General features: G+C 51.2%; 12 protein-coding genes. 7 read left to right on the forward strand and 5 right to left on the reverse strand.

Translation table 11 applies throughout. From position 1 onward, the window contains the following. Positions 1 to 5: 5 nt before the first annotated feature. Complete coding sequence (gene pta / locus CFK45_RS03155; RefSeq protein WP_239923532.1) at positions 6 to 2,141, forward strand: phosphate acetyltransferase; 2,136 nt, start codon at positions 6 to 8, stop codon at positions 2,139 to 2,141. A gap of 142 nt (positions 2,142 to 2,283) precedes the next feature. On the opposite strand, the gene CFK45_RS03160 is transcribed toward pta, so the two are convergent. Continuing rightward, positions 2,284 to 2,499, reverse strand: coding sequence for a hypothetical protein (locus CFK45_RS03160; protein ID WP_096084971.1), 216 nt, complete (start codon positions 2,497 to 2,499; stop codon positions 2,284 to 2,286). Between the two features lie 361 nt (positions 2,500 to 2,860). Between CFK45_RS03160 and CFK45_RS03165 the strand changes: the two genes are divergently transcribed. The 4 genes from CFK45_RS03165 to CFK45_RS03180 all read left to right on the forward strand — a co-directional run bounded on the left by CFK45_RS03165 (position 2,861) and on the right by CFK45_RS03180 (position 9,602). Beyond that, positions 2,861 to 3,853 (forward strand): type 2 periplasmic-binding domain-containing protein, encoded by a 993-nt coding sequence (locus CFK45_RS03165; RefSeq protein ID WP_096084972.1) that lies wholly within the window; start codon positions 2,861 to 2,863, stop codon positions 3,851 to 3,853. 378 nt (positions 3,854 to 4,231) lie between these two features. Continuing rightward, positions 4,232 to 4,627 carry a hypothetical protein gene (locus CFK45_RS03170; protein WP_096084973.1) on the forward strand — a complete coding sequence of 132 codons (396 nt, stop codon included), beginning with the start codon at positions 4,232 to 4,234 and terminating at the stop codon, positions 4,625 to 4,627. A gap of 239 nt (positions 4,628 to 4,866) precedes the next feature. Continuing rightward, positions 4,867 to 6,474 (forward strand): efflux RND transporter periplasmic adaptor subunit, encoded by a 1,608-nt coding sequence (locus CFK45_RS03175; protein WP_096084974.1) that lies wholly within the window; start codon positions 4,867 to 4,869, stop codon positions 6,472 to 6,474. Beyond that, the gene (locus tag CFK45_RS03180) at positions 6,471 to 9,602 is read left to right on the forward strand and encodes an efflux RND transporter permease subunit (protein ID WP_096084975.1); all 3,132 of its coding nucleotides are present in this window, start codon (positions 6,471 to 6,473) and stop codon (positions 9,600 to 9,602) included. The genes CFK45_RS03175 and CFK45_RS03180 overlap by 4 nt, the downstream gene beginning before the upstream one ends. A 58-nt stretch (positions 9,603 to 9,660) precedes the next feature. Here CFK45_RS03180 and CFK45_RS03185 read toward each other — a convergent pair whose 3' ends face one another. After that, a complete protein-coding gene (locus CFK45_RS03185; protein ID WP_158224587.1) occupies positions 9,661 to 10,863 on the reverse strand; it encodes a porin in 1,203 nt (400 codons plus the stop codon). Positions 10,864 to 11,287: 424 nt separating this feature from the next. On the opposite strand from CFK45_RS03185, the gene CFK45_RS03190 reads away from it, so the two are divergent. Continuing rightward, on the forward strand, positions 11,288 to 12,742 hold the full coding sequence (locus CFK45_RS03190; RefSeq protein ID WP_096084977.1) for a DUF3360 family protein: 1,455 nt from the start codon (positions 11,288 to 11,290) through the stop codon (positions 12,740 to 12,742). Between the two features lie 168 nt (positions 12,743 to 12,910). Continuing rightward, the gene (locus tag CFK45_RS03195; protein WP_096084978.1) at positions 12,911 to 15,010 is read left to right on the forward strand and encodes a transporter substrate-binding domain-containing protein; all 2,100 of its coding nucleotides are present in this window, start codon (positions 12,911 to 12,913) and stop codon (positions 15,008 to 15,010) included. 28 nt (positions 15,011 to 15,038) lie between these two features. Here CFK45_RS03195 and CFK45_RS03200 read toward each other — a convergent pair whose 3' ends face one another. The 3 genes from CFK45_RS03200 to CFK45_RS03210 form a co-directional block, all read right to left on the reverse strand. Next, positions 15,039 to 15,635: a DJ-1/PfpI family protein gene (locus CFK45_RS03200; RefSeq protein WP_096084979.1), complete on the reverse strand. Its 597-nt coding sequence runs from the start codon at positions 15,633 to 15,635 to the stop codon at positions 15,039 to 15,041. Between the two features lie 103 nt (positions 15,636 to 15,738). Continuing rightward, the gene (locus CFK45_RS03205; protein ID WP_096084980.1) at positions 15,739 to 15,939 is read right to left on the reverse strand and encodes a tautomerase family protein; all 201 of its coding nucleotides are present in this window, start codon (positions 15,937 to 15,939) and stop codon (positions 15,739 to 15,741) included. Between the two features lie 106 nt (positions 15,940 to 16,045). Further along, positions 16,046 to 16,414 carry a DUF4345 family protein gene (locus CFK45_RS03210; RefSeq protein ID WP_096084981.1) on the reverse strand — a complete coding sequence of 123 codons (369 nt, stop codon included), beginning with the start codon at positions 16,412 to 16,414 and terminating at the stop codon, positions 16,046 to 16,048. Between the last annotated feature and the right edge of the window lie 149 nt (positions 16,415 to 16,563).

Here is a 16,563-nt window from a genome sequence, read left to right on the forward strand (position 1 = left end):
AGACAGTGATCAAGAGTTTTTTTTTGGCGCCGGCGGGCTCAAACGTAGGTCTGACCTCGGCCACCTTAGGCCTGGTTCGCGCACTTGATCAAGTCGGCCTTAAGGTCGGCTTTTGCAAACCCATCGCCCAGCACGCCGACAACCCCGAAGTGCTCGACCCGTCGCTGCTGTTTTTAAACGAAACCCAACAGCTCGATATCCCCGACCCCATCTTGTTAAGCGAAGCCCAGCAGCGCATGGCGCACAACGAGATGGAAGAGCTGATGGAAGACGTCGTGCAGCTGTGCCAACAAACCGCCAAGGACGTTGATGTGCTGGTGGTTGAAGGCCTCGTGCCGCAGGACAACGCGCCATTTATTGCCCGTATCAACTCAACCCTGGCACGCACTCTCGACAGCCATGTCATCCTTGTTGCCGCGCAGAACCACCAGAGCTTTGCCGATTTAAATCGCCATATCGATATGACCGCCAACTACTACGGCGGCACAGGCGAGAGCAAAGTGCTCGGCTGCATGCTGAATAAAGTCGGTGCGCCGGAAGAGTTTGCCTCACCGCTGCAGGCGGTTGACGATATTCCGGTCACCGATGAAATCAAACCCATCGCCAAGAACCTGCTGATTTTCGACAAGCCCAATTTCCGCTGCCTCGGCGAAATCCCGTGGTACCCGTCGGCAATGGCGCCGCGGGTCAGCGACATCGCCAGCCACTTACAGGCCAAGAGCCTCAACCCCAAAGCCCGTATGGAGCGCCGGGTTAAGTCGGTCTCCATACTCGCGCGCACCATCGGCAACAGCTTAAACTCACTCAAAGCCAATACCCTGGTGATTATTCCAGGTGACCGCCACGATTTGCTGCTCGCCGCTTGCATGGCCGTGGTCAACGGCGTGCCACTGGCCGGCCTGTTGCTCACTGGCGATTTAAAACCCTCCGATGAAATTCTCGCCCTGTGTCACTCGGCATTTGAAGCGAGGCTGCCGGTGATACTGACGCATTACAACACCATTACCACCACACGCAAGCTCGATCAAATGAGCATCAACGTGCCGCGCGACGATATTCCGCGCATCAACCGGGTGATGGACTTTATGGCCGAGCGCATCGACTCAAGCTGGCTTGCCGAGCGCGTGCGAGCCAATAGCCACGTGCGCTTGAGCCCGGCGGCCTTCCGCTACTCGCTGGTCGAAAAAGCCCGCGCCGAAGGCTGTCGTATCGTCCTGCCCGAAGGCGACGAGCCGCGCACTATTCGCGCCGCAGCGATCTGCCACCGCAAGCGTATCGCCAAGTGTGTGCTGCTCGGCGACCCCGAGCAAATCCGCCACGTCGCCGATATGCACTCTATTGAGCTGCCGGACGATATCGAGCTTAAAAACCCGAAAGAAATCGCCGAGCACTACGTCGACGCCCTGGTTGAACTGCGCAAGCACAAAGGCCTGACTCCGACCATGGCGCACTCGATACTCGAAGACCCGATTATGGTCGGCACCATGATGGCGCAAATCGGCGAAGCCGACGGCCTGGTTGCCGGTGCGGTCAACACCACCGCCGCAACCATTCGCCCGGCCTTGCAGCTGATTAAAACCAGCCCGGATGCAAAGATTGTTTCGTCGATCTTCTTTATGTGCCTGCCAGATCAAGTGGTTGTCTACGGCGACTGTGCCGTCAACCCCGACCCGAGCGCCGAAGAGCTGGCCGACATTGCTATTCAAAGTGGCGACAGCGCGGCGGCCTTTGGCATAGAGCCCAAGATCGCAATGATCAGCTACAGCACCGGCGGCAGCGGCAGCGGCAGCGACGTCGAAAAAGTGCGCGAAGCTACAAAAATTGCCAAAGCCAAACGCCCCGACCTACTTATTGACGGCCCCCTGCAATACGATGCGGCATCCGTTGCCAGTGTTGCCAAAAGCAAGGCCCCGGACAGCCTTGTTGCCGGCCAGGCAACCGTCTTTATTTTCCCCGACCTCAATACCGGCAATACCACTTATAAAGCCGTGCAACGCTCCGCGCATGTCGGCTCTATTGGCCCGATGCTGCAGGGGCTAAACAAGCCGGTCAACGACCTGAGCCGGGGCGCACTAGTTGATGACATTGTCTACACCATCGCCCTGACCGCTGTACAAGCCGGGCAGCGCAAGAAAAACTAAGCGCCGCCGGGCCCAATAAACTCAGAGCGTGTTGAGCTGAGTTTATTGGGCTGGGTTTATTAAGCTTGATTTATTTGCTTGCGATTATTACACCCGGCTGATTGTTGAGCCTGCTTTAAACTACTTTTTAAAGCCTCTCACGTTACTCGTGCACAAGCTCTAGTAGCGCCCAAACTCCCAGCCTATCGACAACAACACTGTAGTCACCTCGCTCATTGAGCACCAGATTCAAAGTCTGTGAATGACCACCCGGCGCATGTAAGTGCACCTGGCTAAGCGGCTTGGCAAAATATGTCGCAGGAATACTTATCTCAAGACTATTTAGCTCCTTTACACATATAAGACAAAATCGCGCCATCTGGCCTTAGCTTTACTCAAACTTTTGACGCACTCAGCCAGCAAATGCCAAACGTTTCACTTAAGGCGTATGTATACATAGTTATAATTCCATCTGATTATGACGCGCTGATATTTAGCAATTATGGCTTAGAAGTAGCTTGCCTAAGCCAAGTGAATTAGCCGTTGCTTACGTTTTATAGTTTCACCAATGCATACTTTCATATACTGTTGTTGATACTGGGCTGTAGAACCTTTAGCCGCCAATAAGGTGTCAGCATGAATTAGTACTCACAGCCAATATTTCACTTGGGTGACTGGATTAAATCAGGCATTAAACCAGCCACAAACTGAGCCCCGGCCGACTTGGTAGACCGCGAAGAATGAAGATTGCTTCGAAAATTTTGATTTACATTGCCTGTGCACTAAGCTCCGCTCTAACTCATGCCGAAGCTTATAAAGTGAAAATAGGCATTGAGAGTGATTACTTAAATTACCTGGCGTTTTACGTCAACGGTAACCCGCTCGAGCAAATAGTCCTCGGTCGCACTAAGCTGCTCGACCGGAGCATGGCTGAAATTCTTATTCAAGCCCGCGCCCTGGCAGAAGCCGGCTTTGACTTTGACGTCGAGTTTGTCCCGCTTCCGAATGTACTCAGAGCCAATGTTCTGGCCGAACAACAGCGCATTGACTTACTCGGCTCGAGCTACTGGAGTGACGACCCCGATATCGGCAATGCGTTTTTAAAGAGTGTGCCACATATACGCCGGGGGGAAGCGCTGGTTGGCTTTTTTACGGCAGAAAATAATCAGCAGGCCATGGCCGCAAAAAACCTGCACGACCTTCAGCAACTGCGCTTTATCAGCGTCGAAAACTGGGAGGTCGACAAGCGCAACATTAAAAATATCAGCGGTAAAAATGTGCACTACGCCAAGCATTTTCGCTACCTGATGCGCATGATTAATATCGACAGAGCCGACGTTACCCTGCTTGAGTTTGACAACAAAGCCGGGCTCAGCCGCTTTTTCTGGGACAAAAGTAAAGACGACGAAGCGCTGTGGCTGCACCCGATACCGAATGTCGTCACCTACTTAGACGCCGAGCGCGTATTTGTTGTTGCCGCAAGCAGCCCCAAAGCCCAAGAGTTAATCGCGGCCCTAAATAGAGGCATACAGCGTATGCGTGCCAGTGGCGAGCTCAAGCACATTCTCACTCAGGCGGGTTATTACCCCAGGCAGGTCGAAAACTGGCAGGTCATCGACATCCCCAAAGCCGGCGCGTCATCCATCGACGTTATGCCGAGCTCCAATACATCTTACTCAAGCTCGAACCCGGGCGACGCCCACAGACACAGCGTTGAGTTTGCCCTTCCATAAGTCGCAGTTAGGGCCTGTTAACACTAATTAAATGCACTCTGTTGCGCCCCTCATTCTGCTATCAAGGCGTTTGGAGCGTAGTTTGGTTGCTCCAAATAAGCGACAAACAACACAGAGAGCGGGATGAGGGGCACAACCCGAAGGGCTGGGCCTGAATATCCGCCCCGATGCGTTACTTATCGCTTATTTAGCTCGCTAAACTGCGCTCAAAGTGCCTTTCAGGTCGAATACTCAGGCTCCAGCAGAGCGTATTTAATTAGTGTTAACAGGCCCTAGTACTGAGAAGCGCCGCGCAAAGCAGCACAAATTGATACTGGGAAGCGATCTAAGCAAGTGGTATCTTAAGACAACCTAAAGTGATGGGCCGATTACGATTTCATGCATTCACGTTTTAGCTTTCGTTCGCTCCGCCTGTGCCTACTGCTGATTCTGCTAAACCTTGGCGGACAGCTGCTCGGCACCGCTGCGCACGCCCAAACAATGAGTGCTCCCCCCGCTGTCGATACCACCGCAAACAGCCCCTGCCATATGCAACACGGCGCAGAGCTAACAGCCGAGCTCAAAAACAAACCCGAACAAAACATAGACATTAAGCCCCCCATAAAATGTTGTGATGGCGATTGCACTATGCTCGGCTGCCACGGCGCCACTGGCATCGTCAGCCACTTTTTATCTGCGCTATTTAAGCCAGGCGCCACTTATCGCGCCGACTTAGCTGTGCAGCACCCGCGCGCTCAGCAAAGTTCTATCTATAAACCCCCTTCACACAGCTAAAGCAGGACAGTTGCGCCTCAAAAATGGCCCAGCTGTTACCGTTAAGCCAACCATTGAACAGCTAACAACAAGCTTAGGCTGGTATTGCCTTAAGCCGCACTGCAGACATTGTTTTTAGCATGCGCACAAGCCAGCTAAGTACAAAACAGTAGCCCAAAGCACTGGCGCCGGCACTGGTACCACAAAACACAATCACCGTGTTTTATGGTCGCAACAGTCGCCGCCGAGAGGACAAATAGATGAACACCCAAACAGGCCGCGTTAAGGCCGCAAGCATTTTAATATTTTTAATAGGGGGCCTGCTCGGCCTCGCTATCTCGGCGGCATTTTTCTTGTTTGCCTCCCCCAGCGCCGCGCCGACAGAACCGAGCCTTGAGCAAGAGAGAAAAATTCTCTATTGGGTCGCGCCGATGGATGCCAATTACCGGCGCGACAAACCCGGGCTTTCACCAATGGGTATGGAGCTTGTTCCCGTATACGAAGATAACAATACCCAGCCGAGCCCGGGCGCGATAAAAATCAACCCCAGCGTTATCAACAAACTCGGCGTGCGCAGCTCAGAAGCGAAACTCGGCCACTTAGATGAGGCCATCCTTACCGTCGGTTTTGTTAAATACGATGAAAACCGGCTTATTCACATTCACCCGCGCGTATCCGGCTGGGTGGACAAACTCTACGTCAGCGCCAGCGGCGACCCGGTAAAAAAAGGTGCGGCCCTCTACGATCTGTACTCGCCGGAACTTGTCAACGCACAAGAGGAATTTGTACTGGCGATAAATCGTGGCAACCTGCGGCTTATCAAAGGTGCTGAAGATAAATTGCGCGCCCTGCAAATCCCCCAGAGCTTTATCAACAGGCTCAGAAAAACAAAAATCATTCGCCAAACAGTCACCTTTAACTCACCTCAAGACGGCATTGTTGACAACTTAAATGTACGCGAAGGTTTTTATGTTCAACCGGGCACCAACTTATTTAGCATCGGCAATCTCGAGCAAGTTTGGGTCGAGGCGGAGGTATTTGAGCGGCAGGCGTCACTCATAACTGTTGGCGCCGAGGTCAGTATGCAGCTCGACTACAAGCCCGGGAAATTATGGTCGGGCAAGGTTGACTATATCTATCCGACACTCAACGCCGATACCCGCACTCTGCGCCTGCGCTTAAAATTCGACAACCCCGGTCAACAGTTGCTGCCCAACATGTATGCCCAGGTAAAAATTCACAGCAAGGCGGCGCGCGCAAGTTTAAATATTCCAAGCGAAGCGCTTATTCGCACAGGCTTGCAAGATAGGGTAGTGCTGGCCCTGGGAGACGGTTATTTTAAATCCGTTGAAGTGAAAGCCGGGCGAGAGAGTCGCGAGAGTGTCGAAATACTTCAGGGCCTTGAAGCCGGCGACAAGATTGTCACCTCAGCCCAGTTCTTAATTGATTCAGAGTCGAGTGTAAATTCAGATTTCAAACGCATGCTCTACACGGCCGAAGCACAGCTAAGCGATGAACATCAGGGTAATCACGCCGCAGCAGGCATGCAGCATACAAAAGTCCAAAGCGCAGAAGTTTACGGCAGCATCAACAGCATTGATGAAAAAAATAGAAGCGCCAATATAAGTCGCGGTGAAATAAAAAAGTGGGGCAGGCCGGCTGCAACAATGGATTTCAGTCTCGCCGAACATATCGATATCAATAAATTAAAACAGCAGCCCAATATTTTCTTTCGCTTTGAAATTCAAGGCGACGACTTTGTTATGGTTGAATTTGAAGCTTCGCCGAGAGCCCAAATAAGCAACAAAACAAGCCCCAAAACAAGCACAAACGAAGAGCACCACAGCAGCATGGGGGCCCAGCCATGATTGCCGCAATTATTCGCTGGTCAATACAAAATCGCCCGCTGGTATTGCTCGCGGCCACTATGTTGTTTTTCAGCGGCATCTACGCAGTAAAACATACGCCCGTTGACGCGATTCCAGATTTAAGTGACGTACAAGTGATTATAAAAACCTCGTACCCCGGGCAAGCACCGCAAGTTGTCGAGGATCAGGTCACTTACCCCTTAAGCAGTGCCATGCTCTCCGTACCCGGAGCCGTCACTGTACGCGCTTTCTCATTTTATGGGGATTCATATGTCTACGTAATTTTTGATGACGATACAGACATGTACTGGGCGCGCAGCCGCGTACTGGAATATCTCAACCAAGTTACGCCCAATTTACCTAAAACAGCCAAACCACAACTGGGCCCCGATGCCAGCGGCGTCGGTTGGGTGTACATTTACAGCCTGATAGATAAAAGCGGCAATCACGACTTAAGCCAACTGCGCTCTTTACAAGATTGGTTTTTAAAATATGAACTACAGACTGTCGACGGCGTATCGGAAGTTGCTAGCGTTGGCGGCATGGTCAAGCAATATCAGGTTATCGTCGACCCGGAAAAAATTCGCGCATTTAATATCCCTCTGCAACACATTCAAAGCGCGATTGAGCAAGCCAATCAAGAACTCGGCGCCTCGGTAATCGAACTAGCTGAAGCCGAATACATGTTGCGAGCTTCGGGTTACATTAAAAATAAAAACGATCTGGAATTAATACCGTTGGGTTTAAATATTAACGGCACGCCTCTGCTGTTAAAAGATATTGCCCGCGTAGAACTTGGGCCTCAGATGCGCCGTGGCATCGCCGAACTCAACGGCGAAGGTGAAACCGTCGGCGGCATCATCGTTATGCGATACGGAGAAAACGCGCAAAAAACTATAGATGGCGTCAAAAACAAGCTCGAACAGCTTAAACACAGCCTGCCGCCCGGGGTTGAGATTGTTCCCGTCTACGACCGCTCTAAATTAATTCAAAGCGCGATAAAAAATCTCTGGCAAAAGCTGGTTGAAGAGTTTGTTATTGTCGCGCTGGTTTGTGCGTTATTTTTATTTCACCTGCGCTCCTCGCTCGTCGCAATTATCAGCCTGCCCCTGGGCATACTCGCCGCGTTTATTGTCATGAAACTTCAAGGTATCAATGCCAACTTAATGTCATTAGGTGGAATCGCTATTGCTATCGGCGCCATGATCGACGGGGCTATCGTTATGGTAGAAAATATGCACCGCCACATGGAGCAGCAGCGCGGTAAAAAATACGAACACTGGCAACTTGTCTTAAAATCAGCAACGGAAGTTGGCCCGGCGTTATTTTTTAGCTTGCTGATCATTACCGTAAGCTTTGTACCTATCTTTGCACTTGAAGCGCAAGAAGGCCGCATGTTCAGCCCGTTAGCATTTACCAAAACCTACGCCATGGCAGCAGCAGCAGCGCTAGCGATCACCCTGGTGCCGGTGCTTCTCGGCTATTTTATTCGCGGCAGCAGCATCGCCGAAAATAAAAACCCAATGAACAGACTGCTAATCTACCTTTACCGACCGGTACTTTCAGCGGCACTTACGTATCCTAGAGTCACAGTACTAGCAGCGCTTTTGTTGCTGGCAAGTAGTTTGTGGCCCTTAGCCCAGCTCGGCACGGAATTTATGCCAGAGCTCGACGAGGGCGATTTAATGTATATGCCAACTACCTACCCAAGTCTATCAATCGGCAAAGCCAGGGAGATTCTGCAACAGACGGATAAGCTGATCGCCACGGTTCCCGAAGTAGAGACCGTATTTGGCAAGATCGGCCGCGCCGAAACCGCCACCGACCCAGCCCCACTGACGATGATCGAAACTTTTATTCAATTAAAACCCAAAGATCAGTGGCGCGAAGGCCTGACGCTTGAGCAACTAAAGCAGGAACTTGATGCACTGGTTAAATTTCCGGGCCTGAGTAATAGCTGGGTCATGCCGATTAAAACACGCATAGATATGCTTGCCACCGGCATCAAAACCCCGCTCGGAATAAAAATCGCCGGGCCCGACATCAAGGTTATCCAACGGCTCGGTCAACAGCTTGAACAACTGCTCGGCAGTTTGCATGACACCGCCTCGGTCTACTCCGAGCGGGTCGCCGGTGGGCGCTATCTCAACATCGATATACAGCGAGAAAAAGCTGCGCGCTTTGGTTTGAGTATCAATGATATCCAGCAGGTCATTGCCAGCGCCGTCGGCGGTATCAACGTATCACAAAGTGTTGAAGGCCTGGAGCGCTATCCGATAAACATACGCTACCCCCAAGCCTATCGCGACTCGCCCAGACAACTTGAACTGCTGCCCATCGTCACCGAACGCGGCCAACACATCGCGCTGGCCGATGTTGCCACTATCCGTATTGAAGATGGCCCACCAGCCATTAAAAGTGAAAACGCGCGGATTAACGGCTGGACTTATATCGATATCCACGGCAACGATATTGGCGCCTATATAAAACAAGCCCAAGCGCTTATTGAACAAGAACTGGATTTACCGATAGCTTATTCACTGAACTGGGCAGGGCAATACGAATACATGCAACGGGCGAAACAAAGACTCAGTTACATTATCCCGCTAACGCTGATGATTATTGTTGTATTGCTTTATATGAGCTTTAAAAGCCTGATCGATGTTGCCGTTATTATGGGCACTTTGCCTATGGCCATCGTCGGTAGTCTGTGGCTGCTGTACTTACTTAACTACAGTTTTTCAATTGCCGTCGCCGTTGGTTTAGTGGCCCTGGCCGGTGTTGCAGTCGAAATCGGCGTTATTATGCTGGTCTACATTAAACAGTCTTTAACCCGCGCCAAATCCACCAGCGATGGCGAGCTTAATAAATATGAATTTAAACAGGCGATTTTTGACGGCGCGCTTTTACGCATACGCCCGGTATTTATGACAACGGCGGCAACCATTGTTGGCCTGCTACCGATTATGTTTGCTCACGGCAGCGGCTCGGAGCTAATGCACAGGCTCGCCGCACCAATGGTCGGTGGCATGCTAAGCGCTTTGTTATTAACACTGCTACTGTTGCCTGCACTGTACTATTTAATTTATCAACCCAGGACCCAGCATACACCTGGTAATAAGCCATAAAAAAGGTGAGGCGCTTTGCGCCTCACCTTTTCTTTGCTGCGAAAAGAATAAAATAAGATTAAAAGGTAATAAAATAGCCAGCGGTCACTGTCATAAATTCCGCATCGTCACCATCGGCAACCACATCGTTTTCCCAGTTTTCAACACCGAGCTTAAAACTGCTTTCTTTGTTTAGCAGGTAGCTGACACCTAAACGCGCGCCGCTAAAACTGCCGTAGCCATCGTCGGCATTGCTGTCCCAACTTTCGAAACCAGCCCACGGCTGCCACTTGCCAAACTGCCAAGCCGCCTGTAGATAATAACCGTCACCTTCCGCTTGTTTACCTGTAGCTTTATTACCGCCAACGGCCGATCCATCCTGAAAGGCGAGCAGCCCCGCACCGCCCAGGTCGAGATTAATATAGGCCGCCTCAAACGTCAGCGCACCTTTGGCTGCAAAAAAATCAACTGAGCTCAGCAGGTAATCCACTTCATCACCGCTGCCGAGATCGGTGGCCACCTCACTTTGCTGATCGACACTTAAACCCAGCGCGATGGTATCTTTTTTACCAAGGTAATTTGCGGCGTTAAAATAGCCACTTTCGGCATCGCCAAAGTTAATTTGCCCGCGCGCAGTGTAGCGGCTATCGGCGGCACTCAGCGCCCCCTCATAAATACCGGCATAATATTTTAAGTGCAGGCGCTCGCCCGGGCTGGCCACACCAAAAAATGTGGCACCGGTGTCGCGAACGTCAACTTCTCCGCGCAGGCCAGCATCGGTTTCACTCTGAGTCTTGCGTGAAAAACCAGCGAGTGCACGCGTGCCCCAGGTCAAGCTTTTGTACTGCACTCCAGGGCGGTCGATAGCAAGCAGCGCGCCCGAAGAAGTCACATTCTGACGCAGTGCCGGGCTCATATGCTGGCCGAGCACCACTTGCGCCTGCTGCATGGGCTTGAGTGTGACATTGGCGTCAATCAACACCATATCTGCGCCGCTTTTTTCCGTTTGTGAGGCCATTTCAGTTTGCAAAAACAGCGTGATCCACTCGTCGACCGTGCTCGAAAAACGGATGCGCGCGCGGCGGACTTGCAGGTCCAGCTCATCTCTATCACTGAGGCTTTCATCGTCTGAGCCGCTGGCTAAAACATGCAAACGGCCACCGAGTTTCATATCAATATTATCGGGTATCGTCACCGTCGCAGCGCCGGCGGTTGCCGTCGCTGTCATGCCCCCAATTAACAGAGCTAAAGCCAGAGGCCGTAAGCTAAATGTGCTGCGCATAAAATTAATTCCCCTTGTCATCATTTTTCAGCCATTGTCCATATTCACCCTCACCCACATTTGATGCCTGTCATGCGGGCCGCATTTACAGCGCGAGCTTAAGGCGCGCAAGTATATCGATGCGCAGCCCTACACCAAGATAGACCGCCGCGCCGCAGCAATAAAGCACAAATAAGATCTGAATCAAAACTCGTTCAAAAAGCACTCTGTAGCACAAGCTGCAAAAACAAAACTCCAACTGGCTCAACAAGCTCAGACGAGGCTGGCTCTATGCTCGCGCCGAACGCTGATATTTGCGCTAGAGAACCAGTTATCACACGAATAAGGTTCCGGCAACGGCTGTTACGGCCCCGAGCAAAGCATCGTTTCTTACTGGGATAGAGCCTGCGTGCAGGCTCGCTATAAGTTTTATAAGAGGTGAACAATGTCGGATATGTCTGGGGGCTCCTACCGGGAGCGCCGCAAACCCGCCAATCATTTTAATTCTCGCTCGGACTACCTCGAGCACGAATTAAGCATCATGAACTTCAAGCGCTGGCGTATTCATTTACCCTTTCGCGACTTCCATATTGAAATCGAAGACTGGGTTCCCGCGCTTGCGGCCACCATCGGCAAAATTGTTATGGTTACCGCCATGGTCGCCGCATTTGCTGCACAATTTGGCCTGGACTCGGCCTTTATCGCCGAGAATGTGCGCTTTGAGCTGCTAATTGCCGGTGTGCTTTTTGTCGTATTATTTTCCGCCGTGCTCAACCCAACGGCCAACCTCGCCGGCACCCACGGGCCGATGATACCGCTTATTCCACTTATTGCCGCAGCCGGTGGCCACCCGCTCGCGCTCGGTGTCATGGTCGGTGTCTTTGGCCTGATGCTCAGCTTTACCAAAGGCGGCTCGAAGCTGGTAAAACTAACTGGCGAAGGTGTGCGCGGCGGTTTACTTATTTATTTAGGCGCAGTTGGCCTTATTGGCCAGATTACCAAGCTCAAAGGCTGGGCCGGCGATGCCGGCCACACCGGTGTCGCTTTTGCGGTTATTTTTGTTACCGTGGTTATTTATGCCTACCTGGCGCGCATCCAAAAACGCTGGCTGGCCATCCCACTGTGCAGCGCTTTGGCCGGCGTGGTTGCGCTTGAGATGGGCGCGCCGTTTGAATTTACCACCGCGCCGGGCCTGCCTCACCTGAACCCATTTTATTGGTGGGGTGAAAATACCGGTTGGCAACTCGGCTGGCCCCACTTAAACCACTTTATTGCCGTTATGCCTTACGCAATATTGGCCGTGGCAATGTGGTCACCCGACTTCCTCGGCCACCGCGTGTTCCAGGAGCTCAACTACCCGCAAAAAGCCAAAGGTGTGCTGATGAATGTCGACGACACCATGGCCGTTTGTTCAGTGCGCCAGATTGTCGGTGCGGGCCTCGGTGGCGGCAATCTCGCCTCAAGCTGGGGAACCTATATGATTCCCGCAGCAATCGCCAAACGCCCAATTCCCGGTGGCGCCGCATTAACCGGCCTGCTCTGTGTGGCCGCAGCCCTAATTGGTTACCCGATGGATCTGGCCATGTGGGAACCGGTATTGCGTGTTGCACTGATTGTCGGAGTATTTCTGCCGCTGCTTGAGGCCGGCATGCAGATGGTGAAGGACACCAAAAACTCCCACAGCGCTGGTATTTGCATATTTTCCTGCGCCTTTGTAAACCCCGTTTTTGGCTGGGCGCTGACCATGCTGCTCGACAACCTCGGCTTTATTGGCGACAAAGAGCGCTCCGAGAGCTTAACGCTTGCCGACAGGTTAATTATTCCCGCCCTTACCCTGGCGGTTTGCACCGGCGCTCTGGCCCTGGTTGGCCAACTGCCCGGCATCCCCGCAATTCTCTAGACAAAAGCACAAACTCCGGCCACAGAACATTAAACTCTGTGGCCGGACAGTTGTTGTGGCTTGTGTTGTATATTGTGTTGTCGCGTAGGCGCCGCCGCTTCTAGCCCTCTTGCGCTACCTTGCCGCTCTTGAAACAATGTCGTCAGTTTATTTATCGATCGTGTTTCAATGCCCCATATTTATAATAAATTTTTTAAACGGCCTCAGCGCTGGCTGGTATTTGTGTTTTGTTTGTTGGCAGCACTTTGCGCCTGTGAGCAACAAGAAGGCAAACAGCCGGGCCCAAACAGCGGCAAACAACAGCAGCCGTCGCCAAGCCCATCGCCGCCTTATTTATCAACCGCGGATTTTGGCCCGATTCAGGTTCACGGGCGCCTGCGTTTTATCGCCCCGCGCGGCCTAGCTGAAGAACAGGCGGTCTCCGACAGAGCCCCGGTATTAAAAGAGTTCTACGACCTCGCCGAAGCGTTTGCCAAGCGCCTCGAACTTGAAGCTGAATGGATTTGGGTCGACGATAGAAATGAACTAATCCCCGCCCTGCTCGAAGGCCGCGGCGACTTAATTATCAGCAATATGAGCGTTACCGAAAAGCGCCAGCAGCTTGTCAGCTACAGCCGCTCGCTTGCCCACGTTGACGAAGTTGTCATTAAACACAAACAGGCCAGCGACCAGCTGCGTTTTTTTGTCGGCCAGGGCAGCGCTTTTGTTGAAAGCCTCGAACAAAATGGCATTGCCGATGTAGAGCTGATGCCGGCAAATAAAAGCGCCTACGACTGGCTCAGCTGGATTGAAGAAGACAGCAGCCGCGCAACCGTGCTCGACAGCAATATCGCCCGCGATTTAATTGAGTATTTCCCCAAACTTAGCATTGCCGAAACCTTAAAAAAACACCGGCGCATCGCCTGGGCTGTGCGCCAGGACAACCCCGATTTGCTGACCTACCTCAATCACTTCCTGGTTGAACACCACATCGCCGCCAGTGTCGCCAGCAATGAAAAGCTCGGCTGGGCAGACATAAAAAAACGCGGCGAGCTGCGCATGCTAACGCTAAACAATCCGGCCAGTTATTTTTTGTGGAAAGGCGAGCAAATGGGTTTTGACTACGACTTAGTCAAAAAATTTGCCGAAGAAAACAAGCTGCGCCTGTCAGTGATTGTTAAAAACAATATGCCCGAGCTTATTGAAGCGCTGCAAAGTGGTGAAGGCGACTTAATTGCCGCCTCGATGACTGTTAGCGAAAAACGGGCCGAGCAGGGCCTGCGTTTTAGCCGCCCCTACCTCTACGTCGATGAACTGATTGTCACCCGCGCCGATGCAGAAGCAATTAAAGATGTTAGCGAACTCGCCGGGCTTAAAGTTGCGGTCAATCCTACTACGGTGTTTTACCAGCGTTTAAGAAAGCTGCAAGAACAGGGCATAGATTTGCAGATTATCGAACGCCCCGACGCCAGCAGTGAAATGCTGCTGCAGGAACTAGATTTACACAAAGCCGACTTTGCCGTAGCGGACAGCCACCTTGTCGCGCTTGAAAAAACCTATCACGAGCATATCAAAGAGCAGCTTGCACTTAGCACAGACAATAAAATTGCCTGGGGCCTCAGGCCCGAGCAAGACAAGCTCTCAGAGGCGCTGGGCCGATTTATAAAAAAGCACTACAAAGGTTTGTTTTACAACGTAACCTACAACAAGTATTTCAAAAATGAAAAACGCATATTGAAATATCAAAAGGCCCGCGTGCGCCCCGGTGAAGCGCTGTCCCCCTATGACGAGCTGACCAAACGCCTATCATATGAATACCAGATGGATTGGCGCCTGGTCACATCACAGATGTATCAGGAAAGTAAATTCAACCCCAAAGCGCGCTCGTATGCTGGCGCACAGGGTTTAATGCAGGTGCTACCCCGCACCGGGCGGGAATTTGGTTTTAATAAACTTACCGACCCTGAAATTGGTATCGAAGCGGGCCTGGCATATATGGAGTGGCTCAAAGAACGTTTTCCCGGCGACCTGGCTTTTGAAGAGCGCCTGTATTTTAGCCTTGCCAGTTACAACGCTGGCGCCAGTCACGTGCGCGATGCAAGGCGCCTTGCCAGCCAACTCGGCTACGACGAGCAGCGCTGGTTTGGCAATGTTGAAAAAGCCATGCTGTTGCTGTCTAAGCCGGAATATTATCAAAAAGCGCGCTTTGGTTATGTGCGCGGCCGTGAGCCAGTCAACTACGTCAGAGATATTCGCGATCGCTACCTTGCGTACCTAAGCGCTCAGTAAATTTTTCCTATTATCGCGAAGGTAAAACTTAAGTTTTACCTTCGCGATTTTGTGTCCAGTCAAACTCCATCTGCCTGGCGGTTTTGTGCGCTAATTCCCGGCTGTGTAACTTACTTACTAAATGTAAGCTCATATCAATGCCGGCGGATATGCCCCCAGAGCTAACAACACTGCCCTCATCTACCCAGCGCTGATTCTCTACAACATCTAAATCAGGAAAAGCCGCACGCAAATCTGCAATATCTTGCCAGTGAGTGGTTACTTTCTGTGTTGAAACAAGCCCGGCTTTAGCCAGTAAAAATACACCGGTGCAGACCGACGCAACTAACTTAGCTGTTTTTGCCTGCGCTTGTATCCAGTTTAGCACTGGCTCTTTGCCCATCTCGGCGTTGTGCACCCCGCCCACCACAATTAACACATCAATATCCGGGTGCCCCTCAAAACTATAATCCGCTTGCACCTTGTAAGCGCCGCGTGCGCTAACCGTGCCACCGTGTTCACTGACCAAAAACACATTAAAAACATCGGCTTCATCCGAAATTCTAGCGGCCGTTGAAAACACTTCAAAAGGCCCTGAAAAATCTAAAACCTCAGCCTCGTCGTAAATATAAATAGCAATATTCATAGCACTGCCCCCATCGCGAACCTTAACATCTATGGTTTATCCGGCATCTAAACTCAAGCTAAGGTTGAGAGATTAAGATTTTTTAAACCCGGGCCTGTTGCCACTAAGCCTGAGACTTTTTCCAATCATCGGTTAGCAAACCTGCATAACCCCAGTTTTCTTCTTCAATTTCCTGAATCACAATATGGGTATGCTCGGGTTTTTTAGCTAAAACACGCTGCAAAGAATCAGTAATATCTTTAACAATTTCTTTTTTTTGCTGCCTAGTCGCACCAGCAGTGATTTGAACATTCACGTATGGCATTTAAACCTCACACTATAAAATTAGTATATTAAAAACCGAAAAGTAGTATTAGAAAATAAAAACACACTCAAAGCGGACGAAGCGTCATAAGTGATACGAACAAGTACTACGACGTTCGCGCATGAAAATACCACCACAATAGAGGCAGCATAATGACAACTTCAATGCCAACATTCAGCCACTGTTTTACAACCGAACCGTCAAGCGCTATACCGATCAATCTTGCAAGCAACAAACCAAACATCAGTGATACGCATGTTGCTGCGGCGGTGGCGTTCCACGGAGTCCATTGGTGGTGAAATAAAAGCAGGCAGCCAAAACCGATAATCAAGCCCCACCAAATTCGCCGCTCCACGGCTAAAAAAGGGTCACTGGGAACCGGTTTTTTACTCACAAACTCAGGGTTCCAAACTAAAAACACCCCGACCAGTATTAACACAACACCAACAAAACGATAAACAGCAATACTATCCATAGCCAAAACACCGTATCAGTCAAAAAAAAACATGCCCCAAAACAGATACAGTACACCCGGAACTTGCCTAAAGAAAGAGCCGGGCACGATATGCTATGCGCTTAATAAAAATGTAACATTGCAAGAAAAATAAAAGCGAGATCACTGCT

It is taken from the genome of Agaribacterium haliotis (assembly GCF_002312815.1).
Classification (GTDB): Bacteria; Pseudomonadota; Gammaproteobacteria; order Pseudomonadales; family Cellvibrionaceae; genus Agaribacterium; species Agaribacterium haliotis.